25 protein-coding genes are annotated in these 23,850 nt (G+C 63.2%); 14 read left to right on the top strand and 11 right to left on the bottom strand.

Features of this window, described 5'->3' with window-relative positions:
* Positions 1-220: 220 nt before the first annotated feature.
* Positions 221-436: a hypothetical protein gene (locus LHU53_RS08035; RefSeq protein WP_227332122.1), complete on the top strand. Its 216-nt coding sequence runs from the start codon at positions 221-223 to the stop codon at positions 434-436.
* Positions 430-1,122: an urea ABC transporter ATP-binding subunit UrtE gene (urtE, locus tag LHU53_RS08040; protein WP_227332123.1), complete on the top strand. Its 693-nt coding sequence runs from the start codon at positions 430-432 to the stop codon at positions 1,120-1,122. Before LHU53_RS08035 ends, urtE begins: the two co-directional genes overlap by 7 nt.
* Positions 1,123-1,216: 94 nt before the next feature.
* Here the strand turns inward: urtE and LHU53_RS08045 are convergent, their stop codons facing one another.
* The 8 genes from LHU53_RS08045 to LHU53_RS08080 form a co-directional block, all read right to left on the bottom strand.
* A complete protein-coding gene (locus LHU53_RS08045; RefSeq protein ID WP_227332124.1) occupies positions 1,217-2,218 on the bottom strand; it encodes a CapA family protein in 1,002 nt (333 codons plus the stop codon).
* Entirely contained in the window at positions 2,215-2,610 is a 396-nt protein-coding gene (locus tag LHU53_RS08050; protein ID WP_227332125.1) for a hypothetical protein, read from the bottom strand. Before LHU53_RS08050 ends, LHU53_RS08045 begins: the two co-directional genes overlap by 4 nt.
* Before the next feature lie 48 nt (positions 2,611-2,658).
* Positions 2,659-3,219: a restriction endonuclease gene (locus tag LHU53_RS08055; RefSeq protein ID WP_227332126.1), complete on the bottom strand. Its 561-nt coding sequence runs from the start codon at positions 3,217-3,219 to the stop codon at positions 2,659-2,661.
* A gap of 73 nt (positions 3,220-3,292) precedes the next feature.
* Complete coding sequence (locus LHU53_RS08060) at positions 3,293-4,123, bottom strand: urease accessory protein UreD (protein ID WP_227332127.1); 831 nt, start codon at positions 4,121-4,123, stop codon at positions 3,293-3,295.
* A gap of 93 nt (positions 4,124-4,216) precedes the next feature.
* Positions 4,217-4,702, bottom strand: a complete 486-nt coding sequence (locus LHU53_RS08065; protein ID WP_227332128.1) for a nucleoside deaminase — start codon at positions 4,700-4,702, stop codon at positions 4,217-4,219.
* A 2-nt stretch (positions 4,703-4,704) separates the two neighbouring features.
* Complete coding sequence (locus LHU53_RS08070; RefSeq protein WP_227332129.1) at positions 4,705-5,472, bottom strand: ABC transporter permease; 768 nt, start codon at positions 5,470-5,472, stop codon at positions 4,705-4,707.
* A gap of 18 nt (positions 5,473-5,490) precedes the next feature.
* The gene (locus LHU53_RS08075) at positions 5,491-6,318 is read right to left on the bottom strand and encodes an ABC transporter ATP-binding protein (RefSeq protein ID WP_227332130.1); all 828 of its coding nucleotides are present in this window, start codon (positions 6,316-6,318) and stop codon (positions 5,491-5,493) included.
* Between the two features lie 70 nt (positions 6,319-6,388).
* On the bottom strand, positions 6,389-7,417 hold the full coding sequence (locus LHU53_RS08080; RefSeq protein ID WP_227332131.1) for an ABC transporter substrate-binding protein: 1,029 nt from the start codon (positions 7,415-7,417) through the stop codon (positions 6,389-6,391).
* Positions 7,418-7,633: 216 nt separating this feature from the next.
* Here LHU53_RS08080 and LHU53_RS08085 point away from each other — a divergent pair, with 216 nt between their 5' ends.
* Positions 7,634-8,587 (top strand): TIGR01212 family radical SAM protein, encoded by a 954-nt coding sequence (locus LHU53_RS08085; RefSeq protein ID WP_227332132.1) that lies wholly within the window; start codon positions 7,634-7,636, stop codon positions 8,585-8,587.
* On the opposite strand, the gene LHU53_RS08090 is transcribed toward LHU53_RS08085, so the two are convergent.
* Complete coding sequence (locus LHU53_RS08090; protein WP_227332133.1) at positions 8,572-9,207, bottom strand: YitT family protein; 636 nt, start codon at positions 9,205-9,207, stop codon at positions 8,572-8,574. The genes LHU53_RS08085 and LHU53_RS08090 overlap by 16 nt on opposite strands.
* A 134-nt stretch (positions 9,208-9,341) precedes the next feature.
* On the opposite strand from LHU53_RS08090, the gene LHU53_RS08095 reads away from it, so the two are divergent.
* The 3 genes from LHU53_RS08095 to LHU53_RS08105 all read left to right on the top strand — a co-directional run bounded on the left by LHU53_RS08095 (position 9,342) and on the right by LHU53_RS08105 (position 12,473).
* Entirely contained in the window at positions 9,342-9,830 is a 489-nt protein-coding gene (locus tag LHU53_RS08095; protein ID WP_227332134.1) for an Lrp/AsnC family transcriptional regulator, read from the top strand.
* 140 nt (positions 9,831-9,970) lie between these two features.
* Complete coding sequence (locus LHU53_RS08100) at positions 9,971-11,914, top strand: diguanylate cyclase (RefSeq protein ID WP_227332135.1); 1,944 nt, start codon at positions 9,971-9,973, stop codon at positions 11,912-11,914.
* A gap of 58 nt (positions 11,915-11,972) precedes the next feature.
* Positions 11,973-12,473 (top strand): c-type cytochrome, encoded by a 501-nt coding sequence (locus tag LHU53_RS08105; RefSeq protein WP_227332136.1) that lies wholly within the window; start codon positions 11,973-11,975, stop codon positions 12,471-12,473.
* 468 nt (positions 12,474-12,941) lie between these two features.
* Here LHU53_RS08105 and LHU53_RS08110 read toward each other — a convergent pair whose 3' ends face one another.
* Together LHU53_RS08110 and LHU53_RS08115 are read right to left on the bottom strand one after the other, a co-directional pair.
* Positions 12,942-13,940 carry a response regulator gene (locus LHU53_RS08110; RefSeq protein ID WP_227332137.1) on the bottom strand — a complete coding sequence of 333 codons (999 nt, stop codon included), beginning with the start codon at positions 13,938-13,940 and terminating at the stop codon, positions 12,942-12,944.
* The gene (locus LHU53_RS08115; protein WP_227332138.1) at positions 13,930-17,514 is read right to left on the bottom strand and encodes an ATP-binding protein; all 3,585 of its coding nucleotides are present in this window, start codon (positions 17,512-17,514) and stop codon (positions 13,930-13,932) included. The genes LHU53_RS08110 and LHU53_RS08115 overlap by 11 nt, the downstream gene beginning before the upstream one ends.
* A gap of 150 nt (positions 17,515-17,664) precedes the next feature.
* Here LHU53_RS08115 and LHU53_RS08120 point away from each other — a divergent pair, with 150 nt between their 5' ends.
* The 8 genes from LHU53_RS08120 (at position 17,665) to ureG (ending at position 23,736) form a co-directional block, all read left to right on the top strand.
* Positions 17,665-17,967 (top strand): urease subunit gamma, encoded by a 303-nt coding sequence (locus LHU53_RS08120; RefSeq protein ID WP_227332139.1) that lies wholly within the window; start codon positions 17,665-17,667, stop codon positions 17,965-17,967.
* A gap of 198 nt (positions 17,968-18,165) precedes the next feature.
* On the top strand, positions 18,166-18,759 hold the full coding sequence (locus LHU53_RS08125; RefSeq protein WP_227332140.1) for a HupE/UreJ family protein: 594 nt from the start codon (positions 18,166-18,168) through the stop codon (positions 18,757-18,759).
* A 10-nt stretch (positions 18,760-18,769) separates the two neighbouring features.
* On the top strand, positions 18,770-19,075 hold the full coding sequence (locus tag LHU53_RS08130) for an urease subunit beta (protein ID WP_227332141.1): 306 nt from the start codon (positions 18,770-18,772) through the stop codon (positions 19,073-19,075).
* 348 nt (positions 19,076-19,423) lie between these two features.
* Positions 19,424-21,187, top strand: a complete 1,764-nt coding sequence (ureC, locus tag LHU53_RS08135) for an urease subunit alpha (protein ID WP_227332142.1) — start codon at positions 19,424-19,426, stop codon at positions 21,185-21,187.
* Positions 21,188-21,192: 5 nt separating this feature from the next.
* Positions 21,193-21,672 (top strand): GNAT family N-acetyltransferase, encoded by a 480-nt coding sequence (locus LHU53_RS08140; RefSeq protein ID WP_227332143.1) that lies wholly within the window; start codon positions 21,193-21,195, stop codon positions 21,670-21,672.
* A gap of 59 nt (positions 21,673-21,731) precedes the next feature.
* A complete protein-coding gene (gene ureE / locus LHU53_RS08145; protein ID WP_227332144.1) occupies positions 21,732-22,322 on the top strand; it encodes an urease accessory protein UreE in 591 nt (196 codons plus the stop codon).
* A gap of 21 nt (positions 22,323-22,343) precedes the next feature.
* Positions 22,344-23,021: an urease accessory protein UreF gene (locus LHU53_RS08150; RefSeq protein ID WP_227332145.1), complete on the top strand. Its 678-nt coding sequence runs from the start codon at positions 22,344-22,346 to the stop codon at positions 23,019-23,021.
* A 49-nt stretch (positions 23,022-23,070) separates the two neighbouring features.
* A complete protein-coding gene (gene ureG, locus LHU53_RS08155) occupies positions 23,071-23,736 on the top strand; it encodes an urease accessory protein UreG (RefSeq protein WP_227332146.1) in 666 nt (221 codons plus the stop codon).
* The last annotated feature ends 114 nt before the right edge of the window (positions 23,737-23,850 follow it).

Here is a 23,850-nt window from a genome sequence, read left to right on the forward strand (position 1 = left end):
TGGGGACCAACTGCTCGTGGCGCTTTGCGCCACTTTGCGCCAGCGGCAGCGCGCTGGCAGCCCAAAGCGCTGCAATGCCCGGCGCAGCCGGGCGAGCAGTGCTGCGCACTGCGCCGTGGTGCGTCGGCGAGTAGCGCAGGGCTGGGCGGATCAGGGCTCGCGATTGTTTGAGGCGATAGCCGAGTTCGAGCGAGACCCCGCCCGGACCGAGCAACGCAGCGTGCCCGAAGCTTTGCTTCGGGACGACGCATTCGGCTCGCCTTTTCTTTGCTTACTTTCTTTTGGCGAAGCAAAAGAAAGTGAGTGCGCAGCCGGGCGCATGTCCCGGCAAACGCCGGCCGCGCAGGCAAACTCAATCAAAGCAATTCACCCGCCGGGGCGAGACCCGGCCAGCCAGCGCACGCTAAAACAAAAAAAGGATAAAAACAGATGCTGACCGCAACCAACATCAACCAATACTACGGCGGCTCGCACATCCTGCGCGACATGAGCCTGCAAGCCAGTCTGGGCAAAGTCACCGTCATCCTGGGCCGCAACGGGGTCGGCAAAACCACCCTGCTCAAAAGCCTGATGGGCCTGATTCCGATCAAAACCGGCACGATTGAATTGGACGGAAAACCCATCCAGAACGCCACACCGTATGAACGCGCCCGCGCCGGCATCGGCTTTGTGCCGCAAGGTCGCGAGATCTTTGCCCGCCTCACGGTGGAAGAAAACCTGCGCATGGGCCTGGCCTACAAACCGGCCAGCACACCCATTCCGCCCGAGTTGTTCGAGCTGTTTCCGGTCTTGAAGCAGATGCTGCAGCGTCGTGGCGGTGACTTGTCTGGTGGACAGCAGCAGCAGCTCGCCATTGCGCGGGCGCTGGCGGCAGGCCCCAAACTGCTGATGCTCGACGAGCCCACCGAGGGCATCCAGCCCAGCATCATCAAGGACATTGGCCGTGTGATCCGGATGCTGGCCGACCGGGGCAACATGGCGATTGTGCTGGTGGAGCAGTACTACGATTTTGCCCAGGAGCTGGCCGACCAGTACGTGGTGATGGAACGCGGCGCCATCAAGGCGCAGGGACTGGGCGCCTCCATGGAAGCCGATGGCGTGCGCCAGATGGTGGCGATTTAACTTCCGTGGCGGGACGTGGCCCGCCATGACAGCCAGACAGCCATGCCAAAGATTCGCCCGCGCTGACACCCTCGCACTCGGCCAGTCAGCCAGTTCATTGCGTCGGCTGACAAACGCCCACCGCTTCCTGCCCGCGTTGCCAGCACGGGCTGGCAGCGGTGGGGTCCAGCGTCGGGATGCCATCCAGGTTGATGGCCGCCACGCGGGTGTCGAAGGCGGTCACGCCTTGCTTGTCAAGTCGCAGGCGCAGCACCCAGCCCTGGCGCTGGCGCGCGTTGTCGGTTTCTTTCATGACGAAGTTGCCCACGCTGTAGATGATGGGTTTGCCCTGGTAGTGCTCCATGTCTTGGGTGACGTGCGGGTGGCCGCCAATCACCGCATCGGCACCTGCGTCGATCATCAGGCGGGCCAACTGGCGCTGGCGCGGGTTGGCGGTGAGTTCGTTCTCCCAGCCCCAGTGCATCACCGGGATGACCAGATCGGCCCGGTAAACCGTGCGCGCCTTGTGAATGTCGGCCACCACCTGCTCGTCCTCGCTCCAGGCCACGCCAGGGGCGTTGGCATCAGCCTCAAAACTGCGCGGCATGAATTCGTTGTAACCCAGCAAGGCCAACCGCAGGCCTTTGCGCTCGATGATCAGTGGGGTGTGCGCCTCGCTCAAGTTGTGGCCACCGCCAAAGTAGCCCAGTTGCGACTGCTTCAACAAGCCCAGCATTTGGGCAAACGCCTCGCGGCCAAAGTCGCCCGAGTGGTTGTTGGCCAGCGCCAGTGCGTCAAAGTGGCGCTTGAGCACGGGTAGCGTGCGCGGATGCGCCCGGAAGGTGAAATTTTTGGCACCGGCCGAGCCCACCGTGGCCACCACACATTCCAGATTGCCCAAGCGGATGTCCGCCGCCTGAAACACGTCCGCAAAGTTGGCAAAGGGGTCTTTGCCACGGCGAATCATCTCGCCCGCCGTGTCGTCCAGCACGATGTCTCCAACAAACACCAGACTGACCGGCGCGGCATCATCCGCCGCACACGCTGCGGCGCACCCCAGCAGCAGCAGCGCCGCCGCCAGCCAGCGGTAACCCAATGCGCGGATGACCGGGCTCATGGCTGAACCCCGTGCAAGGTGCAGCTGTAAATCAGCTCACGCTCCACCGGGCCCGCGTACAGATGGTGCGTGCCGGTCAGGGCGTAGGGTGTGGCGCCTGTCTGGAACGGCGGCAGGTGAACCGCCTCATGGATCAGCACCGGCTGCTTGGGTGTGTCCAGGTAGGCGTAAAGCTTGACATAGTCCACGCGGCCGCCCTGCCCCACCATGACGGGTTTGAACCAGAAACGCCCGCCCATGTCACGGGAGGGCACCGGGTACGGGTCGGCCACCGGACCTGTTTCAAACACTTGGGTGCTGCCCGCGTAGGTGACCTCGCAGCGCAGCAACGCCGCCGACCAGACCGACGGCGCCAAGACCAGACAAGCCAGCGCCAGGACGGCGTGTTTCAAGGGACAAGGCAAGGGCCTCATGAACGCTGACCCAAGGGCGAGCCGGGTTCACACATCGCTCAGAATCAGTTGCGCCAGCGCTTGACCCGAGACCAGCGTGATGCCGTTGTCCCTGGCAAAACGCTGCGCCTGCTCAGACACCGCCCCCAGGCTGATGTAACTGCACTGATCGGCGGCCAGCGTCTGTTGCGCCGCCACCAGTTCGCGCAAGGCCTCGACCCCGTGGCTGGCGGCTTTCCAGCGCTTGCAGCTCACCAGGGTGGTGCGGCCGGACAAGGTGAGCTTGAGGTCGGCCGTCGGGCCACCCAGCAGGGTCACGTCATATCCCTGGCGCTTGTACGCTTGCTGCAGCACGGCCGAAAAATCCCGCCAGGGCATCGTGCCCGCACGCTCCAGCGCCAAGGCCACACGTTTCGGGCTGGGCGCCTGCAGCTGCTGCCACGCGCGGTACAGACCAATCCCCAGAAACGGAAACGCCCCCATGAGGCCAAAGACCAGGTACTCGGCGGGCAGCAGCGCCCCGCAAAGCATCACAAACACCAGAACAATCAACAAACTGACCCACCACGGTGAGCGCAGCAAGATCGCAAACAGCGAATTGGGGGACATCTTCCATTTCATAGGGTCACACGGGGCCTCTCAGGTGGGGTCAAAACTGCAGTGTAGGCGCTTGGTTGCCCAGTCAGGTGGACCAGATGCGTGGCGTCACGGCGGATAGCTGCCAGAAATGGGCGCGCCAGCCCAGCCAGACTTGGCGCAGCAGTTGGACGGCAGGTTCCACCAAGGGCGCCAGCACCCGCACCACCATCACCTGGCTGTTGGGGCAGGTCGCACCGGCGGTGCCGCACAAGCTGTGGCTGGCCAGCATGTCCCGCGCCAGCTCAAGACCCCGCTCCCGGCGCTGCCGGTCCAGCGCGGTGCCCGCGACAAAAAACAGCGAGGCCATGCAGCGCTGCCCGGCCAGCCCCAGCGGGCCGTTCATCAGGCGGGCATCCGCCGCGTTCAACAGGCCACGCTCCAGCCAGACACCGGGCAGTTCGATGTGTTGCAGATAACTGCCTTGCTCAAACGGCAGCGCCGCGCTGGGCAAACCGAACGCGGTCACGTCCCAGCCGATGAACTCGGCCTGCGGGGCCAGGTTCAGGGTCAAGCGGTTTTCAGCCCGGCACTGGTTGTAGGCGATGGCCTCGAGCGGCAGCCACTCCAGCCGGGCCTGGTCCGCCAGGCTGATGTGGGTGCGCTGCAGCGCCAGCTCACCCGCTGAACGGTAAAAACGCGTGGCACCCGGTGTGGTGATCAGACCATGGGCAAGGCCTCTGGCGCTGATGCGCATGTCCAGCGTGTCACCACCCACCAGACCGCCGGGCGGGTGCACCAGCACGTTGTGGCAAGTGGCATCGCCCTCGGGGTACAGGCTTTGCAGCACCCGCAGCGGGCCGGTGTGGCTGTGCCGCGCCACGGTGCGGTTCTGTTCAACGGTGTAGTCGATGTCGAGTTGGGCGTGCCAGGTCATGGGTCAAGTTTATGGTCAGCCGGCCTCAGGTGGCCCGCCATCTGGCCCAGGCTGTGAGGCGTCGGCCGTGAAGCAGACGGGGCTGGAGACGATTCAGGCTTGCCAGAAGCTCAGGTGCAAGGCGGCGATCTCGGCCTCGACCTCGGCCACCGGACCCAGCACCTGGATGTTTTTGTGTCCGGCGGCAAAGACACTGCGGCACGGCACATCCAGCGTCGGGTTTTCGGCATGGTTGCCGGTGATTTCGAGCAAATGCCGCTCGGTCATGCCAAACACCAGGTTGCCAATGTGCGCCCAATACTGCGTCCCGGCGCACATGGCACAGGGCTCGACGGTGGTCACCAGCGTGCAGTGCCACAAAAAATCAGGCGCAAAGTTCGCCGCCGCGGTGCGGGCCAGCACCGCCTCGGCATGGTTGACAGCGTCCACATTGCCCTGCTCCAGCAGCACCGTTTCGCCATCGGGCGCCACCAGAATCGCGCCGAACGGGTGATGTCCCTGCGCCAGCGCCCGCCGGGCCACGTCGTTGGCGCGGCGCAACTGGCAGCTGGCTTGCTCGGGGGTCATGGCGATGGTCATGATCAATGGTTTTGCGAGCCGCGGTGCGCCCAGCCGGTGGTGTGTTTCTCGATGGCGCTGAACAGCTCGTACATCACCATCGCCATCGCGCCCACCACCACCAAGCCGGCAAAGGCCAGACCCATCTGCATGCTGGAGCCCGCGCTGATCAGCAGGTAACCGATGCCTTCGTTGGCGGCGGTCATTTCACTGACCGTGGTGCCCACAAACGCCAGGGTGATCGCCACCTTCAGCGAGCCGTAAAAATACGGCATCGAGCGTGGCAAGCCCACCTTGACCAGCACGTCCCAGCGCTTGGCCCCCAACACGCGCAGCACGTCTTCCAGCTCCGGCTCCAGCGTGGCCAGGCCGGTGGCAATATTCACCATGATCGGGAAAAAGCTGATCAAAAACGCCGTCAGGATGGCTGGGCCCACGCCAATGCCAAACCACACCACCAGAATCGGCACAAACGCGGCTTTGGGCAAGGCATTGAACGCCGTCATCAATGGATACACCGCCGCATAAGCCAAGCGCGAACTGCCAATCACAAAGCCCAGCAACACCCCCACCACAATGGCGATGCCAAAACCGACCATCGTCACCCAGAAGGTGCGCCAGGCATGGCCGGCGATGGTGTCGCGAAATTCCCAGAACTGGGTCCAGATGCGCCACGGGCTCGGAAAGATGAACTCCGACACGGCAAACGCCGAGCACAAGATCTGCCACATCACAATCACCGCCACCAGCAGCAGCCAGGGCGACCAGATTTCCATTTGTTTTTTGTTCATGTGATCACCTTGCGTCTGTCATTGCGGCACCGGCGCACCAGTTTGGCGCATGGCGCCGATGTGGCCACGCAGTTCATGCACCATGTCGCTGAAGTCCTTGGTGTAGGTGATTTCCAGGTCGCGCGGGCGCGGCAAGTCGATTTCGCGGCGCACCACAAAGCGGCCCGGGCTTTTGCTCATCACATACACCGTGTCAGCCAGGAACACGCTCTCGCGCAGGTCATGGGTGACCAGGATCACGTTGAATTGCTGCTCGGTCCACAAATCGCGCAGGATGCACCACAGTTCTTCGCGCGTGAAGGCGTCCAGCGCACCAAAGGGCTCATCGAGCAGCAGCATCTTGGGCTCGTGGATCAGCGCCCGGCAGATGCTGGCGCGCTGCTGCATGCCGCCGGAAAGCTGCCAGGGGAATTTGTCCTCGTAACCGCCCAGCCCCACTTTTTGCAGCAGCTTGCGCGCACGTTCTTCATATTCCTTGCGTTTGGCTTTGAAGTTGCTGCGGTAGGGTTCCACAATTTCCAGCGGTAGCAACACGTTGTCCACCGTGGTGCGCCAGGGCAAGAGTGACGGCGCCTGGAACGCCATGCCGCTGATCTTCAAAGGGCCGGTCACCGGCTGCTGGTCGATCAAAATTTTGCCCATGGAGGGCATCTTCAGCCCGGTGGCCAGCTTCATGAAGGTGGATTTGCCACAACCCGAGGGCCCGACGATGGCGATGAATTCGCCCTGGCGCACCTTCAGGTCGATGGCCTCCACGGCGAACTGGTTGTCCACCAGCAATTCATGGTTGTAGGCCAGCCAGACGTCTGAAAAATCGACAAACCAGGGAGACGGCTCTTTGTGCATAGTGATATCAAGAGGTAGGCCGCCAACCCCAGGGTCACCAGGGGCTGACAGCGAGACAAGAAGCCGTGATTTACTTCTTGGGCAGCACGTCCAGCGCGGCTTTCGAAGGCAAAAAGCTGCCGTTCCACACCGCATCCGGGTTGACCCGCGTCTTGGTGTTGAACGCGTCCGACACCTGGCTGGCCATCAGGGACAGGCGCGGGCCATTGATCTGGCCAAAACCCTCCGCGCGCGCATTGGGGCTGTTGATGACGGTGTCGATGGCGAGTTGCAGGCGGCGGGTTTCGAGTGGCACGTTGACGATGCCGTCACGCGCTTTCACATCGGCAATGGCCGCGCCGGGGTTGGTGATCACGTCTTTCGTGCCTTTGGCCAGTGCTTCCAGGAACGCCTTGATGGCGGCCGGGTTCTCTTTGACCATCTTCGGGCTGGCGATGATCGCGTTGCCGTACAGCTTGACGCCGTAGTTGGGATACGGCAGCACAGTCACGTCTTCGGCCTTGACGCCACGCGCTTCCAGGTTCAGCAGCGAGGTGAAGGTGAAACCGGTGATGGCATCCACATCGCCGCGCACCAGCATGGTTTCACGCAGCGGCGGGTCCATCGCGGTCCAGGCGACGTTGGTCACCGCGTTGGCTTTGGCAAAAATCGGGAAGGCACGCCGGCCCGCGTCAAACACCGGGGCGCCGAGCTTTTTGCCGCTCAAATCGGCTGGCGTCTTGATGCCGGATTTTTTCAACGCCATGACCGACGCGGGGGTGTCGTTGTATACCATCATCACGGCGACGGGCTTGTTGGGCGCATCGGGGTTGTTGGCGTGGAACTCCATCAGCGCGGCCAGGTCGGCAAAGCCCATGTCGTAGGCGCCAGAGGCCACCCGCGTGACCGTGCCGCCCGAGCCGTTGCCGGCATCAATGGTCACATCCAGCCCGGCGGCCTTGAAGTAGCCTTTGGCCGCAGGGGTCAGAAACAGCGCGCTGGGGCCTTCAAAGCGCCAGTCCAGCTGGAACTTGATGGGCGTGGTCTGCGCCTGCGCCTGGCCAAAAAAGCAGGCAGATGCCAGAACGATGGACGTGTGAAGAAAAGTGCGTTTGCGCATGGGGGCCTCGTTAAAAAAACAGGTTGATTCACGTCAACTTAGCAATATCAGTGCCAACCCAGCCCAGGTCGCGGACCTTCCGCCGCGTGTGAACCACCCCGCTACGATGCATCCACCCGGCGTCGCTGCGTTGGCGGCGAGATCGCGGATTTGTGCGGTGTGCCCACGATTGACGGGCATACTGCGTGCCGCCGCGACCTACCCCAACCTGCTTTCATGAACGAACAAACGCCCTGCCCCTTTGGCGAACGCCGCTACAACGCCTGGAACGACCACGTCAAAACCCGCTACGGGGGGCGGGTGCAAAAGGTGTCGGTGGCGGCGGGCTTCACCTGCCCGAACCGCGACGGGCTGCTGGGCAAAGGCGGCTGCACCTTCTGTAACAACGCCAGTTTCACCCCGGGGTATCTGACGGGCAGCCAGTCCATCACCGGGCAACTGGACGCCGGACTGGATTTTTTGCGCAGGCGTTACCCCGGCACGCAGCGCTACATGGCCTACTTTCAGAGCTACAGCAACACCTACGGCGAGTTTGAGCGGTTACGCGCCTGTTATGAAGAAGCGCTGGCGCACCCGGCCATCAGCGGCCTGGCCATCGGCACCCGGCCCGACTGCCTGCCCGACGCCGTGCTGGACTACCTGGCCGAGCTGAGCCGCAGCCAGATCATCGAGCTGGAGATTGGCGTCGAATCGTGCAATGACGCGGTGCTGGCGCACGTGAACCGCGGCCACAGCTTTGCCGCCAGCGTGGATGCCATTGAGCGCGCCGCACAGCGTGGCCTGGACGTGACGGCGCACTTGCTGCTGGGCCTGCCGGGTGAATCCACGGACAGCATGCTCGATGGCGCCCGGCGGTTGTCTGGGCTGCCGATCCACGCGCTCAAAATCCATCAGCTGCAGGTGGTGCGCGGCACCTTGCTGGCGCGCGACTGGCAGCGAAACCCAGAGGCCGTGCCGCTGCTGGGCGAGGAAGAATGCATCAGCCTGTTGGCCGACTTCATTGAGCGCCTGTCGCCGCGCATCCTGCTGCAACGGGTGGGCAGCGAGGTGCCACCTTCGCAAAAACTGGCGCCCGACTGGAACCTGCGTCTGAGTGAACTGGCCCCGCGCATTACCGCCGAGCTGGCGCGCCGGGGCAGCTGGCAAGGTTGCCGCTACAGCGCCACGTAGCGCTCCTTGCGGTGGTTGGTGGCCAAGGTCTGGTTCAACATCACCGCACCCAACACCGACAGCGCCACGTGCTGCCAGTCCACCACGGCAAACGCGGCCAGCAACACCGCCGCGTCCATCACCATCTGCACCCGCCCGGCGCGCCAGCCAAAGCGATCCTGCAAAAACAGCGCCAGCACATTGAAGCCGCCCAGGCTGGCGCGGTGGCGAAACAGCATCAAAATGCCCACGCCCATCAGCAGCCCGCCCATCACCGCGGTGAACAGCGGCGACAACACCCCAAAACTAACCACCTTGGGCAGCAAGGTGACCAAGCCCGACAACAACGCCACCGCCAACACCGTTTTGAGCGTGAACCCGCGCCCCATGCGCCGCCAGGCCAGCACATAAAACGGCACGTTCACCAGAAACAGCACCGCGCCAAAGTTCCAGCCCAGGGTGTAGTGGATCAACAGGGCCAGGCCGGTGGTGCCGCCTGTCAGCAAACCCGCGTTGCCAAACATCAGCACCCCAAAGGCCACAAACAGCGTGCCGGTGAACAGCGCCTGCACGTCCTCATGGGGGCGGTGCGCCAAGGTGACCGGGGTGGCGGCAGCGAGTTGGGTGGCGGTGTAATTCATGGCGGGTGCGGTAGGTGGGGTCAGGCTGTGGCGGGTGAACAAGGCCTTCATCGTAGTCAAAACTGGCTGCAACAGGGTTGCAAACTATTGATCAATTTGGGCCAAAGGCGCAGAATTCGTGCATGAAAAACACCATGTCCGATGATTCTTTGCTGGATAAGTTCGATATAGCACTGTTGGACGCTTTGCAAAAGAACGCGGATGCCACCCACCAGCAACTGGGCGAGGCCGTGCACCTGTCGCCGTCGCAGGTCAGTCGGCGCATCACCCGCTTGCACGCCAGCGGCATCATCCGGCGCACCGTGGCTTTGCTGGATCCGGCAAAAATCGGCCTGGGCGTGCGCGCCATCAGTTATGTGACCTTGCTGCGCCATGGCGATGACGAGGGCGCCGCCTTCGAGCGCGAGATGGCCACCTTCCCCGAGGTGCTCGAGTGTTTTGCCGTGACGGGTGAGTCAGACTACATCCTGCAGATCATGGCCGCCAGCCTGAACGACCTGTCCGAGTCGGTGCTGCGCCGCCTCACACGCATCAAGGGCGTGGGCAGCATCCGCTCCAACATCGTGCTGCAAAGCATCAAAAGCAGCACCGAGCTGCCCCTGGCGCAACTTCGGCGCGGCTGAGCCCCCCGGGCCAGCCGCGCTCCGACAAGCGGCACCCAAAACGACCCCGCCAAAGGAGAGGCCCCCTGTGTTGGTGGCCAGCAGCTAGGCAAGGTCATAGGTTATCGCTATGCTGTGCCGGATTGTTACGAAGGTCGTGCATGGCACCTCACCCAGACACCACACCGCTGCGCAAGAAGAACCAGGGGCAATGGCTGTTGCTCTGTTTGGTGCTGGCCGCTTTGGGCGTGATCATGGCGGCGGCGCAGTGGCGCGAGATTTCGGAAGTCGACCGCAGTGAGCGCGAGCAGTTGCGAACCCAGACGCGGGTGGCCAACGAACTGCTGACCAGCCAGATCCAGTCGGCCGATGCGGCGCTGCGCACCTTGGCTGCCAGCGTGGAACGCTGGCGCGGGCCAGACGGCTACCTGCCGTATGCCCATGACCACCTCCAGCGCGTGGCCGACATGGTGCCCGGCGTCCGCTCTTTTGCGGTGATCGACGCCAACGGTCTCTGCCAGCTGTCCAACCGCCCCGAAGTGCTGGGCATGGATTTTTCGCAGCGTGCCTTCTTTCAACAAGCCGCCACCGACACACGCGGCCTGTGGCTGCACATTGCACCGCCCTACCAGACCGTATTGAACATCTGGACGGTCACCTTGTCGCGCGCCATCATCCGGCCCAACGGGGCGTTCGGCGGGGTGGTGGTGGCCACGCTGTCGCCCGGCCACTTTGAGTCGCTGTTGAAAGACTTGCGTTACGCCAGTGACATGCGGGTCACACTGATCCACGACCAAGGACAGATTTATGTCACCTCCCCGCCCGACTTGCCGGTGCAGCCAACGCAGCGTGCGCTCAGTATTCCGTTTTTCCATGAGCACCTCCAAGCGGGCTTGCCGGAGACCGATCACATCGGCCGCGGCTTAAACGGCAAAGCCCGGATTGCGGTGGCCCATACCGTGGGGCTGGAAAACCTGCGCGCCACCCACCGTTTTGTGGCCGTGGCCTCGCGCGACACCGCCGCGGTTTATGCCTCCTGGCGCGTAATCACCACGGTGCTGATCTGCCTGTGGCTGATGATCGCGGCGCTGTCATCGTGGGCGCTGCGGCGCCACCAGCGCAGCGCCGCGCGCCTGAGCGCCAAGGCCGAGGCAGCCGAGCGCGCCATGCGCATCAGCAACGCACGTTTTGAGCAACTGGCACGCACCATTCCGTGCATGCTGTTTGACTATGACGTGTCGGCCTCAGGCGTCGTTCAGGTCACCTACGTCGGACCCTACAGCCAGACCCTGATCGGCATCGCCCCCGAGGTGCTGCTGGCCGACTACCCGCAATTCGCACAGCACATTCATGAGGATGACCGACCCACTTTTCAGGCGATCACGGACGGCGCGATCGCCACGCGCCTGGGCTATGAATGTGAGTACCGCTTCCGGCTGCCCTCGGGTGAACTGCGCTGGCTCAAGACCTCGGCCACACCCGGCGCATCCAGCAGGGACAACGACATCACCCACTTCAGCGGCTTTGTCATTGACATCACGGACACCAAAAACCAGCAGATCATGCTGCGTGAAATGGCCTACCAGGACCCGCTGACCCTGGCCGATAACCGCCGCAGCTTTCTGGAGAAACTGCAGGCCGAGCTGGCGCGGGTGCATCGCTATGGCGAACAGGCCTCGCTTCTGATGCTTGACATTGACTTTTTCAAACAGGTCAATGACACCTATGGTCACGTGGTGGGCGATGCGGTGCTGAAACACCTGGTGGCCGTGCTGCGCGAAGGCCTGCGTGGCGTGGACTCATTGGGCCGCCTCGGCGGCGAAGAATTTGCCGTGCTGCTGCCCGGCACCAGCACCGAAGCCGCCATCCAGCTGGCCGAGCGCCTGCGCCACGCGGTGCAGCTCAGTCCCGCCGTGGAAGCCGGGCAAACCGTGTACTTCACCATCAGCCTGGGCGTGGTGGCCATCACGGCCGACATCGCCGACACCAAAACAGTGCTGCACCTGGCCGACAAAGCCATGTACTACGCCAAGCAGTCCGGCCGCAACCGCGTTTGCACCGCAGATGAGGCCCCCGCCACCACCTTGCAAGGCGCACTGGACTGACCCTACACTGACCGCCAGCCCACCGCCAGGCCGCAGACACCACCACCGGGAGATGACCATGACCCTCTTCAAAGCCCTTTCTGCCCAACGCGCCTGGCGTGCCGGCGCCCTCGTCACGGCGGTCATGCTGGCTGCTTGCGCGGTCGAACTGGAAAACAAGCAGCCCGCCCAAGAACTGGCCCGGGCCGCCCAGGCACCCGGCTCGGTCTACATCGGCTGGCGCGTGTTTCAAGACCGCTGTGCCGCCTGTCACGGTCCTGACGCGCTGGGCATGGGCCAGGCACCCAACCTGCTCACAACGATGCGCGACATGGGTCCGCGCCGCTTTGTCGGACTGGTCCTGCAGCGTTATGACTGGGCACTGCCGCCCGACCAGGCCCGCAAAGAAGGCGCCGCACTGGACCAACTGGTCGATCAGATCCTGCAACGCCAGGGCCCCCTGCTGACCATGCCCGCCTGGCAAGGCGAGCCACGTGTGAGCGCCCACATCACCGATCTGTACGCCTATCTGTCAGCCCGGGCGCAGGGCACGCAAGGGATTGGGCGGCCGACGCCTTAGCGCTGAGCGGCGATCGGTTGAGGTTCGGGGTCATCACAACAGGCCATCGTGTTTGAGTAAATAACAGACGTCGGCATTCGCCACGTCCACTTGACGGATGGCGCGGCGTTGCGTCCCTGGCAGGATCGATGGGTGATGGGTGATGGGTGATGGGTGATGGGTGATGACCAATGACAGGGGGGGTGAATGCTTACGCGGCTGTCCACCGCCCTGCGGGCTCCTCCTTGATGCCGCTCCACCATTCACCCCCCCCTGTCATCGGTCGCCAGCACTGTGGTTAGGCCCAGACTGATTTCTTCACACTTCGCCCTTTGTTGGCTGACGCAGGACGGCGTGGCATTCAGCGCAGCGGCATCAAGGAGGAGGCCCGCAGGGCCGGGGGACAGCCGCGGAGCTGAGTGCCGCGTCGTCCTGCGTCCTGGTGCACCCATCGGCTGATCGAAGGCCTGTGACATCAGTCGCCAGCACCTACCCCTCAAACTGCGGGTGCAACTGTTTGATCCGGCGCATCGCCATGGCGGCAGCGGCAGTGCGGGTTTCCACGCCCAGTTTGGCAAACACCCGCTCCAAGTGTTTTTTGACCGTCATCGGGCTGCTACCCACGATGTCGGCAATGTCGCGGTTGATCTTGCCCTTGATCACCCAGTACAGCACCTCGGCCTCGCGCGGGGTGAGTTTGAAGCTTAGCGCGATGGCCTCGATCACGCTGTCATCACTCACCTCCTGCATGATGATGAGCCAGTCACCACCGCCCTCGCTGTCACCAATCTGCTGGTGCAGCCGAAAGGTCAGCCTGTGGGCGCCCTGTTCGATGCTCAGGCGCGGTGGCTCGGCCAGCACCTCTTTGGCCTCCACGTGGCGGCGCAGCCAGGCCAGCACCGGCAGCGGTGTGGCGGGGGCGTCGGTGCCGTAGTAGCGCATCAGCAGGTCGCGCGCCAACGGCGTTTGCCACATCAGTTTGCCGTCGCTCACCCGAACGGTGATGCTGGCGTAGCCAAAGGCATCCAGCGCGCTGCGCGCCTGGCGTTTTTCACGCGCGCCCTGCAGATGTACCGCCATGCGTGCCAGCACCTCCTTGGGCTTGATCGGCTTGGTGACGTAATCCACCCCACCACACGCCAGCGCGGCCACCAGGTGTTCGGTCTCGGTCAGGCCGGTCATGAACACGATCGGGATGTGCGCGGTTTGCGGCAGGCTTTTGAGGCGGCGCGCTACCTCAAAGCCGTCCATGCCCGGCATCATCGCGTCGAGCAGGATGATGTCGGGCAGCACCTGCGCGGCGCGCTGCAAGGCGGCCTCGCCGTTGATGGCCACCAGCACGGTGTAGCCAGATTCGTCCAGCGCGTCATGCAGCACGGCCAGGTTGTCGGGCACGTCGTCCACGATCAGCACCACATCGCTGTTGGCCCGGTCCAGGGTGCGGTCCAGCATCGGTTTGGGCAGGGTGCTTTGCAAGCTATTTTTCATGACTCAGGCTGTCGATCTTGCCCAGCATGGTCTCAAACTGGAACTGTTTGGCCAGCTCACGCAGGTCGGTCACCAGGTGGACGCTGTGCGGATGCGCCAGCGCCATCTCGTCGAGCTGGTTCAGGATGCCGCGGTAGTAGCCCAGCACCACCAGCTCGCGCAGCGCAGCCAGCGGCGCCTTGGGCGGCAGCACCATTCCGGCGGGTGACCGGGCCACTTCAGCGTCGGGCGCGCTCGGGTGCTCCAGCCAAGAGAGGTTCAGGCGGCGCTCCAGCCAGTCCAGCAGGTCGGCATGGCGCACCGGTTTCAAAATAAAGTCTTCACTCGGAATGCCCAGGCCGTTGTCCAGCCCGCGGTCAAAGGCGTTGGCCGAAACAATGGCGATGAAGGGATCAGGATTCGGGCTGTCGGCCAACAGGGCGCGCAAACGGCGGATGGTTTCCCAGCCGTCAATGCCCGGCATGGCCAGGTCCATCAGGATCACGTCGGGCAAATAACCGGCGGCCAGCAGGTCCAGGCAGTCATGGCCGCTGGCGGCGGTACGCATCTCAAAACCCAGCGGCTGCAACAGTTTGACCAACAGGTCGCGGTCGGTTTCCTCGTTATCCACCACCAGAATGCGCCGACGCGGCCCGACATAGGCACGGCGGGCGCGGCGCACAAACAGGCGGTTCTGGTGTCTGGAGGCGGGTGAGTACACGCTGTCGCTCTGGATCTGGCGCACCTCGGGCAAAAACAGCTTCACTTTAAAGCTAGATCCCGCACCCGGCGTGCTGGTCACCGCCATCTGCCCGCCCATCAGGTCGGTCAGCATTTTGGCGATGGTCAGGCCCAGCCCGGCGCCCGGCGCAGTGCCGCCCGCGCCCTGGCCGCGGGTGAAGGGCTCAAAGATGCGGCCGATCTCGGTCTCAGACAAGCCCGGGCCGGTGTCTTCGATCTCGATGGCCGCCATCTCGCGGGCATAAGCCACGCGCATCACCACATGGCCTTGGGCTGTGAACTTGATGGCGTTGCCCACCAGGTTGATCAGAATCTGGCGCACCCGCTTTTCATCCGCGCGCACCACGGCGGGCAGGCTGCCCTCAATCTCGCAACTGAATACCAGGCCCTTGGCCAGGGCGTCGAGCTCAAACAGGCTGGCAATGTCGTGCACCACATCGGCAAACGGCATGGGTTTGACGTTGAGCGTGAGGCGGCCCGCCTCGATGTGAGCGATGTCCAGCGTGCCTTCAATGAGCGAGAGCAGATGCTCACCACCACGTTTGATCACGCTCACCGCCTGCTTGCGGTGCGGCGGGATGCTGGCGTCTTCGCCCATGAGTTGCGCGTAACCCAGGATGCTGTTGAGCGGTGTGCGCAGTTCGTGGCTGATGGCGCTGATGTACCGGCTTTTGGCCTGATTCGCCTGGTCGGCCGCGGCGCGGGCTTGCTCGGCCACCTGTTTGGCGCGCTGCAGGGCGTCGTCGGTCTGGCGATGCAGCTCAATCTCGCGCATCAGCAGATGCGTCTGGCGGTTGGATTCTTCTTGTGCCACCTGGCGGCTTTTGTGCGCCAGCACCACCCACCAGACCACCAGCCCGGCGATCAGGATCAGCGCCACGTACAGCTTGACAAAGCCCGACTGCAGGGCAGCCTGTGACGCCTGCAACATCTGGGCGTCGAACACCGAAGCCATCAGCGAGCGGTTTTCCTGCCGGTACAACAGGCCAAACACGCTGGCCAGCAGCGGCGCAATCACCAGCATCAACAACAGGAAGGTGCCCAACCCCTTGTCCAAAAATGCCCAGCTGCGTTGCGGCAGCAGCCAGCGCAGCGCAGCGTGCCACTGGCTGGCCAGCGAAGCATGCGGCTTGCACAGGTCACCACAACGTGCGTCCAGCGTGCAGCACAGGGAGCAAATCGGCCCCTGGTAAGCCGGGCAATGCGCCATGTCCGGCCCCTCGTAGTCGCGCTCGCAGATCACGCAGGTGTGCACTTGCAGGCGCTGGTACATGCCCGCCTCTGCCTTCGCTCCTTCTCCCTCTGGGAGAAGCTTGGGATGAGGGCCTGCAGCTGGGCCAGCCTGCGGACCACCTCGGGCCAGGTAATACTTGCCCTTCGTCGCCCACGCGATCAACGGTGACGTCACCAGCGCCGTGCCCAAGGCAATCAGCGCCGAAAACGCCTGCGCCAGCGGGCCGAACACCCCCAGATACGCCGCCACCGACAGCGCAGAAGCCAGTGCCATGGCACCCACCCCCACCGGGTTGATGTCGTACAAGTGGGCGCGTTTGAACTCGATGCCCGGCGGGCTCAGGCCCAGCGGCTTGTTGATGACCAGGTCCGCCACCACCACCATCATCCAGGCAATTGCAATGTTGGAGTACAGGCCCAGCACCTCACCCAGCGCGGCAAACACATCCATTTCCATCAGCACGAATGCAATGAATGTGTTGAACACCACCCACACCACGCGCCCCGGGTGGCTGTGGGTCAGGCGCGAGAAAAAGTTGCTCCAGGCCAGCGAGCCCGCGTAAGCGTTGGTGACGTTGATCTTGAGCTGCGAGATCACCACAAAAAGCGCCGTGGCGGCCACCGCCCAGCCGTAGTTCGGAAACACATATTCATACGCCGCCAGGTACATCTGGTTCGGGTCCACCGCGCGGTCCAGCGGCACGGCGTTGGAGATGGCCAGATAGGCCAGCAGCGCGCCACCCAGCATCTTGACAACCCCAAAAATCACCCAACCCGGCCCACCCGCCAGCACCGCCAGCCACCAGCGCCACGGGCGGGCCCGCTGGCGTACGGGCATGAACCGCAGGTAATCGGCCTGCTCCCCCATTTGGGTCATCAGCGCCACCCCTACCGTGAGCGCTGCACCAAACAAAGGCAGACTGAAGCTATCAGACACCCCTTTTTCACCAATGTAGTGCGTGACACCGGCGAAGGCGGTCGGATCGCGCATCAAGACATACACGAAGGGCACCACCAGCATCACCAACCACAGCGGCTGCGTCCAGACCTGCAGGCGGCTGATGGTGGACACCCCGTGCGTTACCAGCGGAATCACCGCCAGCGCGCAGATCAAATAGCCCCAGCGCGGCGGGATGCCCAGCGCCAACTCCAGCGCATAGGCCATCACCGCGGCCTCCAGCGCGAAGAAGATGAAGGTGAAGGTGGCGTAGATCAGTGAGGTGACGGTGGAGCCGATGTAGCCAAACCCGGCGCCACGGGTCAGCAGATCCATGTCCACGCCGTAGCGCGCGGCATACACGCTGATCGGCAAGCCCGCCAGAAAAATGATCAACCCGGTGGCCAGAATCGCCCAGAACGCGTTGACAAACCCGTATTGCACCAGCAGCGTGGCGCCCACCGCCTCCAGTATCAAAAACGCCGCAGCCCCCCCCAGCGCCGTCTGAGCCACCTGCCATTCCGACCACTTGCGAAAACGCTGTGGCGTGAAACGCAGGGCGTAGTCTTCCAGCGTTTCACGGGCCACCCAGCCGTTGTAATCGCGGCGCACCAGGGTGATGCGCTGCGGCGCTTTCGGCTCGGAAACCGGATCGGCGTTGGCAGGAAAAATATCGGTCGTCACTGGCTGGAACGTGCAGTTTTCATGCCACGCGCCCACCCCGTTGCACGCGGCACAGCTTTTGCATCATGCCATGCATGGACCTTTATCTCCGTATCCGGCCCGCTTGTGCGGCCGCACGAGCCAATGACCCCTGCAAATGATTGAAACGACATGGAATTGACGCCTCGCGAAAAAGACAAACTCCTGCTGTTCACCGCCGCCCTGCTGGCCGAACGACGCAAAGCCCGTGGCCTCAAACTGAACTACCCCGAGGCGGTGGCCCTGATCAGCGCCGCCGTGATGGAGGGCGCCCGCGATGGCAAAACCGTGGCCCAACTGATGAGTGAAGGCCGCACGGTATTGACCCGCGCCGATGTGATGGACGGTATCGCCGAGATGATCCCGGACATCCAGGTCGAGGCCACCTTCCCCGACGGCACCAAGCTGGTGACCGTGCATCAACCGATACCATGAACACCCCCGGCTTGCCCACTCTGTGTGGCCGCTTTCCCCCTTGCAGGGGGAGCATCAGGCACACCCCCGTGGCGGCCAAGCCGCCTCCCCCTTAAAGGGGGCAACACCGGTAGCCCGGCAAAGTCGGTTCCACGGTGTTTCTGGCCTGAATCAACGCGCCACAGCGGCCTGTTAAAGACATTTTTCCTGGAGATTGTTATGCATCAAAAAACCAATTCCGCTCTGTTTTTTACAGCTGCTTGCGCCCTGTCCACGGCGGCCAGCGCCCATACAGGCCATGGCACACACAGCCTGATGGAAGGCCTGATTCACCCGTTTGGGGCTGACCATCTGCTGGCCATGATGGCAGTGGGTATCTGGTCAGTCAGTGCCCTGCCAGCTAACAAAGCCTGGCAAGGACCGGCCACCTTTATGCTGGCGCTGGTCATCAGTGCGGTGTTGGGGGCCAGCGGGATCACGATGCCGTTTCTGGAACAGGCGATTGCACTCTCGGTCACACTTTTTGGCGCCATGCTGGTGCTGGCCAGCACACCCATGCCCAAGGCCTTTGGGCTCGCACTGATTGCCGTGGCAGCCTCGCTGCACGGGCTGGCCCATGGCGCAGAGACACCAGAAACCGGTTTTGCGGGTTATGTCGCTGGCTTTTTGCTGACCACGGCGGTCTTGCACCTGAGTGGTGGCGGCATCGGCCTGTGCATCCGCCGCTGGCTGGCAGAGCGCGGCGTCACGGTGTTGGGCAGCTTGGGCGGCCTGCTCAGCGTCGCTGGTCTCTACCTGTTCAGCCAAGTCTGAGGCCCAGCCCATGATTCCCGGCGAACTTTTTACCGACGAGGGTGAACACCCCCTGAACACCGGCCGTCGCACCCTCACCCTGGTGGTGACCAATGCGTCTGAGCGGCCGATCCAGGTGGGCTCGCACTACCACTTTGCCGAGACCAACGGCGCACTCAACTTTGACCGCGCGGCGGCTCAGGGCATGCGGCTCAACATCGCCTCGGGTCTGGCGGTGCGGTTCGAGCCCGGCCAGCAGCGCACGGTGGAGCTGGTGGATTTTGCCGGTGAGCGCATCGTTTATGGCTTTCGTGGGTTGACGCAAGGGGCGCTGTGATGAGGCGTTTGTTTTTAATACCTTGTCAGCCAGCGTTTGGGATGGCGCCGACTGACGGGCTGCTCTGCTCCGCGGCTGTCCCCCGGCCTGCGGCCTCCTCCTTGATGCCGCTGCGCAAAGCAGCCCGTCAGCCAGCTTGGCATAGTTTTTTGGCGCTCCTCATCTGGAACTCCAACAGCGCCTCCCGCCGCGAGGCTTGGGGGAGTGTGATGCAGTGAGGTTAAGGAGGAGGCCGCAGGCCGGGGGACACGAACGGAATCACGCTCCCCACGTCACGCGGCCACCCACAGACCTGGCCCTGCCATCTACCCCTGATCCCTTTTCACATTCATCACTGAAAGAATAACCATGGCCACGATTGGACGACGCGCCTATGCCGAGATTTTTGGTCCGACCACCGGGGATCGGGTTCGCCTGGCCGACACCGGCCTGATCATCGAGGTCGAGCAGGACTACACCCTGGCCGCAGGCGCTTATGGTGAAGAAGTGAAATTTGGTGGTGGCAAAACCATCCGCGACGGCATGGCGCAATCGCAAAAGATGCGGTCTGAGGGCGCGGTCGATTGCGTGATGACCAATGCGCTGATCCTGGACCACTGGGGCATTGTTAAGGCCGACATCGGCCTCAAAGGTGGCCGCATCGTCGCCATCGGCAAGGCCGGTAACCCTGACGTGCAGCCCGGCGTGGACATCATCATCGGCCCCGGCACCGAGGTCATCAGCTGTGAAGGCAACATCGTCACCGCCGGCGGCATCGACAGCCACATCCACTTCATCTGCCCGCAGCAGATCGAAGAAGCCCTGGCCAGCGGTGTGACCACCATGATGGGCGGCGGCACCGGCCCGGCCACCGGCACCTTTGCCACCACCTGCACACCCGGCCCGTGGAACATCGAGCGCATGCTGCAGGCGGCCGACGCTTTCCCGATGAACCTGGGTTTCTTGGGCAAGGGCAATGCCAGCCTGCCCGCCGCCTTACACGAGCAGATCAACGCCGGTGTGATTGGCCTCAAGTTGCACGAAGACTGGGGCACCACACCTGCGGCCATCAGCAACTGCCTGGACGTGGCCGACGCCACCGACACCCAGGTGGCGATCCACTCCGACACGCTCAACGAATCGGGCTTTGTCGAAAACACCATTGCCGCCACCAAAGGCCGGGGCCTGTGCGCCTTCCACACCGAAGGCGCCGGTGGTGGCCACGCACCCGACATTTTGCGGGTGGTGGGTGAGGCCAACTTTTTGCCCAGTTCGACCAACCCGACCATGCCCTACACCGTCAACACGCTGGACGAACACGTGGACATGCTGATGGTCTGCCACCATCTGGACGCGGGTATTGCCGAAGACCTGGCCTTTGCCGAGAGCCGCATCCGCAAAGAAACCATCGCCGCCGAAGACGTGTTGCACGACCTGGGCGCCATTTCCATGATGAGCAGCGACAGCCAGGCCATGGGCCGGGTGGGTGAGGTCATCATCCGCACCTGGCAAACCGCCAGCAAGATGAAACAACAGCGCGGCTGGCTGGCACCCCCGCTGGTGCTGGGCGCAATCCAGTCCGAGGCTGCGCTGGTGGAACACAAAGAGCGCAACGACAACTTCCGCGCCAAACGCTACATTGCCAAAACCACCATCAACCCAGCGATTGCCCACGGCATCAGCCACGAGGTGGGCAGCATCGAGGTCGGCAAATGGGCCGATCTGGTGGTTTGGAAACCGGCGTTTTTCGGTGTCAAACCGGCGCTGATCCTCAAAGGGGGTTTCATCGCGATGGCCGCCATGGGCGACCCCAATGCGTCCATCCCGACACCGCAGCCGGTGCATTACCGGCCGATGTTTGGTGCCTTTGGCGGCGCGTTGGCGCGTGGCTCCCTCACCTTTGTGTCGCAGGCAGGTTTGAATGCCGGTATCAAAGAGCGTTTTGGCCTGCAAAAGACCCTGAGTGCGGTAAAAAACATCCGTGGCGTGCGCAAACAGCACATGGTGCACAACCACTACCTGCCCACCATGGAGATCGACGCCCAGACCTACAGCGTGCGCGCCGACGGCCAGTTGCTGACCTGCGAGCCTGCGGTGAGCCTGCCGATGGCCCAACGTTACTTTTTGTTTTAAACAGCATGGACATTCGTATCGACGATTTGCAAGGCAGCGCGATCCAGGCCCTGCTGCAAGAGCACTTGAACGACATGCACTCCAGCTCGCCGCCCGAGAGTGTGCACGCGCTTGATATCGACGCGCTGCGCCACCCAAGCATCACCTTCTGGAGCGCCTGGGAAGGCGGTGAGTTGATGGGCTGCGGCGCGCTCAAACAACTCAGCCCGGAGCATGCCGAACTCAAGTCCATGCGCACCGCCCGCAGCCATCTGCGCAAAGGTGTGGCCCGTGCGATGTTGCAGCATATCCTGGCGGCGGCTCGGGCCAAAGGTTTCCAACGCATCAGCCTGGAGACCGGCACCCCGGCGCCTTTTGTTGCCGCCCAGAAGCTTTATGCCAGCGAAGGTTTTGTGGAGTGTGGTCCCTTTGCCAGCTATGTGCTGGACCCGTACAGTGTGTTCATGACCAAGGTGCTGACCGCTGACGAACCCGTGTTGTGCTGATGGCCCCAAGACCGATCCAGCAGTACGATTCGCCTCATCTCCCCTTTTGCACCCTTACCATGCTCCACGTCTCCAAACTCATTCCCCAAGGCGCCGGTCTGGCAGCAGTGCTGCTTAAACGTGCCAGCACCGTCGAGCTGGACTGGGACGTCCGCCAGAAAAGTCGCTTTGACGCGACCGACTCGACCGGGCGCCAGCTGGGCATCTTTTTGCCACGCGGCATGGTGGCGCGCGGTGGCGACGTGCTGGTGGCGCATGACGGCTCGCTGATCAAGGTCTGGGCGGCACCACAAAGTGTGCTCAAGATCACCGCTTGCCCGGACCATGGCACGCCGTTTGATCTGATCCGCGCCGCTTACCACCTGGGCAACCGGCATGTGCCGATTGAGCTCAAGCCCGACCACCTCAAGATCGAGCCCGACCATGTGCTGGCCAGCATGTTGCACGCCATGCACCTGATCGTGACCGAAGTGAGCGAGCCGTTTGAGCCCGAAAACGGCGCCTACGCCACCGGCGGCCACTTTGGGGGCCACCACCACGGGCATGAACACGACCACGATCACAGCCATGACCATGTGCACACACCTCCGGCCAGCCCCGAGGCACCCAAGCCCCACGTGCACGGCCCGGGTTGCGGCCACCACCACTGAGCGCCAGCGAGCACATCACGCATGCACGACAGCAGCCTGATGCAGCTGATGTGGCTGGCCTCACCGGCCTTGCCGATTGGCGGATTCTCGTATTCAGAATGCTTGGAAGCCGCCGTTGATGCAGGGCTGGTAACTAGCGAAACAGAAGCATCGGACTGGCTGGTGGAGCAACTCCATACCAGCCTGGCGCGTGCCGACCTGGCGGTGATCGCCCAAGCCATTCCCGCCTGGCAGACAGCCGACCACACCCGCATCGCGCAGCTCAATGCCTGGGTTTTACAAACCCGCGAAAGCAGCGAATTGCGCGCACAAAGTGAACAAATGGGCCGCAGCCTGCTGGAGTGGTTACGTAACCACACCACCGCACAAGCCGAGCAGATCGCCCTGCTCGCGAACCTGCAACCGACCTACCCGCTGGCCTTTGCGCTGGCGGCCAGTGCCACCGGTGCGCCGCTGCGTGACTGTCTGTTGGCCAATGCCTTTGGCTGGGCCGAGAACATGATGCAGGCCGCGATCAAGGCGGTGCCGCTGGGCCAGAGTTCTGGCCAGCGCATCCTCTCGGCCCTGGCAGCGAACATCCCTGCGGCGGTGGATCTGGCGCTGGCTCTGGATGATAAGAACCGACAAGCTTTTTCCCCCATGCTGGCGATCCTGAGCGCCCGGCACGAGTCGCAATATTCAAGGATTTTCCGATCCTAGCCCTTATTCAATAACGGCTGATAGCTTCACTTTACATAGCACACCAACCATGACCACACCGCTGCACCACGTTCCCAACCGCACCAAAAAGCTGCCACCTTTGCGCGTCGGCATTGGCGGGCCGGTCGGCTCCGGCAAAACCACGCTGCTCGAAATGTTGTGCAAAGCCATGCGCGACACCTACGACCTAGTGGCCATCACCAACGACATCTACACCAAGGAAGACCAACGCCTGCTGACCGTGAGCGGTGCACTGCCTGCCGAGCGGATCATGGGGGTGGAAACCGGCGGCTGCCCGCACACCGCCATCCGCGAAGACTGCTCGATCAATCTGGAGGCCATCGACCGCATGCTGGTGGACTTCCCCAATGCTGACATCGTGTTTGTCGAGAGTGGTGGCGACAACCTGGCCGCCACCTTCAGCCCAGAGTTGTCGGACCTGACCATCTACGTGATCGACGTCGCCGCGGGCGAGAAGATCCCGCGCAAAGGTGGCCCCGGCATCACCAAAAGTGACCTGTTTGTCATCAACAAAACCGATCTGGCACCCCACGTGGGCGCCAACCTGGAGGTGATGGCGGCGGACACCACCCGCATGCGCACCACGCCCAAGGGGCTCAAACCTTTTGTGATGACCAACCTGAAAACCAACGCCGGGCTGGATGACGTGATCCGCTTCATCGAGCAGCGCGGCATGCTAAAGCCCCAAGCCTGAACGCACCCGGGACCCGCCAAGCCGGGTGGTGATCCGACCACGCGCTGGCGCCCAGCGGACGCAGGAAGCTACGAAATCAAAGCATGATGCTATGATTTTCGATTTTCTGTCCAC

The organism is Rhodoferax sp. U2-2l (assembly GCF_020594515.1).
Taxonomy (GTDB): Bacteria; Pseudomonadota; Gammaproteobacteria; order Burkholderiales; family Burkholderiaceae_C; genus Rhodoferax.

What these genes read in the sequence shown, in the direction of transcription:
- urtE (WP_227332123.1), top strand. Translation starts at nt 430, where the DNA reads ATGCTGACCGCAACCAACATCAACCAATACTACGGCGGCTCGCACATC.
- LHU53_RS08045 (WP_227332124.1), bottom strand. Translation starts at nt 2,218, where the DNA reads ATGAGCCCGGTCATCCGCGCATTGGGTTACCGCTGGCTGGCGGCGGCG.
- LHU53_RS08055 (WP_227332126.1), bottom strand. Translation starts at nt 3,219, where the DNA reads ATGTCCCCCAATTCGCTGTTTGCGATCTTGCTGCGCTCACCGTGGTGG.
- LHU53_RS08060 (WP_227332127.1), bottom strand. Translation starts at nt 4,123, where the DNA reads ATGACCTGGCACGCCCAACTCGACATCGACTACACCGTTGAACAGAAC.
- LHU53_RS08065 (WP_227332128.1), bottom strand. Translation starts at nt 4,702, where the DNA reads ATGACCATCGCCATGACCCCCGAGCAAGCCAGCTGCCAGTTGCGCCGC.
- LHU53_RS08070 (WP_227332129.1), bottom strand. Translation starts at nt 5,472, where the DNA reads ATGAACAAAAAACAAATGGAAATCTGGTCGCCCTGGCTGCTGCTGGTG.
- LHU53_RS08075 (WP_227332130.1), bottom strand. Translation starts at nt 6,318, where the DNA reads ATGCACAAAGAGCCGTCTCCCTGGTTTGTCGATTTTTCAGACGTCTGG.
- LHU53_RS08080 (WP_227332131.1), bottom strand. Translation starts at nt 7,417, where the DNA reads ATGCGCAAACGCACTTTTCTTCACACGTCCATCGTTCTGGCATCTGCC.
- LHU53_RS08085 (WP_227332132.1), top strand. Translation starts at nt 7,634, where the DNA reads ATGAACGAACAAACGCCCTGCCCCTTTGGCGAACGCCGCTACAACGCC.
- LHU53_RS08090 (WP_227332133.1), bottom strand. Translation starts at nt 9,207, where the DNA reads ATGAATTACACCGCCACCCAACTCGCTGCCGCCACCCCGGTCACCTTG.
- LHU53_RS08095 (WP_227332134.1), top strand. Translation starts at nt 9,342, where the DNA reads ATGTCCGATGATTCTTTGCTGGATAAGTTCGATATAGCACTGTTGGAC.
- LHU53_RS08100 (WP_227332135.1), top strand. Translation starts at nt 9,971, where the DNA reads ATGGCACCTCACCCAGACACCACACCGCTGCGCAAGAAGAACCAGGGG.
- LHU53_RS08105 (WP_227332136.1), top strand. Translation starts at nt 11,973, where the DNA reads ATGACCCTCTTCAAAGCCCTTTCTGCCCAACGCGCCTGGCGTGCCGGC.
- LHU53_RS08110 (WP_227332137.1), bottom strand. Translation starts at nt 13,940, where the DNA reads ATGAAAAATAGCTTGCAAAGCACCCTGCCCAAACCGATGCTGGACCGC.
- LHU53_RS08120 (WP_227332139.1), top strand. Translation starts at nt 17,665, where the DNA reads ATGGAATTGACGCCTCGCGAAAAAGACAAACTCCTGCTGTTCACCGCC.
- LHU53_RS08125 (WP_227332140.1), top strand. Translation starts at nt 18,166, where the DNA reads ATGCATCAAAAAACCAATTCCGCTCTGTTTTTTACAGCTGCTTGCGCC.
- LHU53_RS08130 (WP_227332141.1), top strand. Translation starts at nt 18,770, where the DNA reads ATGATTCCCGGCGAACTTTTTACCGACGAGGGTGAACACCCCCTGAAC.
- ureC (WP_227332142.1), top strand. Translation starts at nt 19,424, where the DNA reads ATGGCCACGATTGGACGACGCGCCTATGCCGAGATTTTTGGTCCGACC.
- LHU53_RS08140 (WP_227332143.1), top strand. Translation starts at nt 21,193, where the DNA reads ATGGACATTCGTATCGACGATTTGCAAGGCAGCGCGATCCAGGCCCTG.
- ureE (WP_227332144.1), top strand. Translation starts at nt 21,732, where the DNA reads ATGCTCCACGTCTCCAAACTCATTCCCCAAGGCGCCGGTCTGGCAGCA.
- LHU53_RS08150 (WP_227332145.1), top strand. Translation starts at nt 22,344, where the DNA reads ATGCACGACAGCAGCCTGATGCAGCTGATGTGGCTGGCCTCACCGGCC.
- ureG (WP_227332146.1), top strand. Translation starts at nt 23,071, where the DNA reads ATGACCACACCGCTGCACCACGTTCCCAACCGCACCAAAAAGCTGCCA.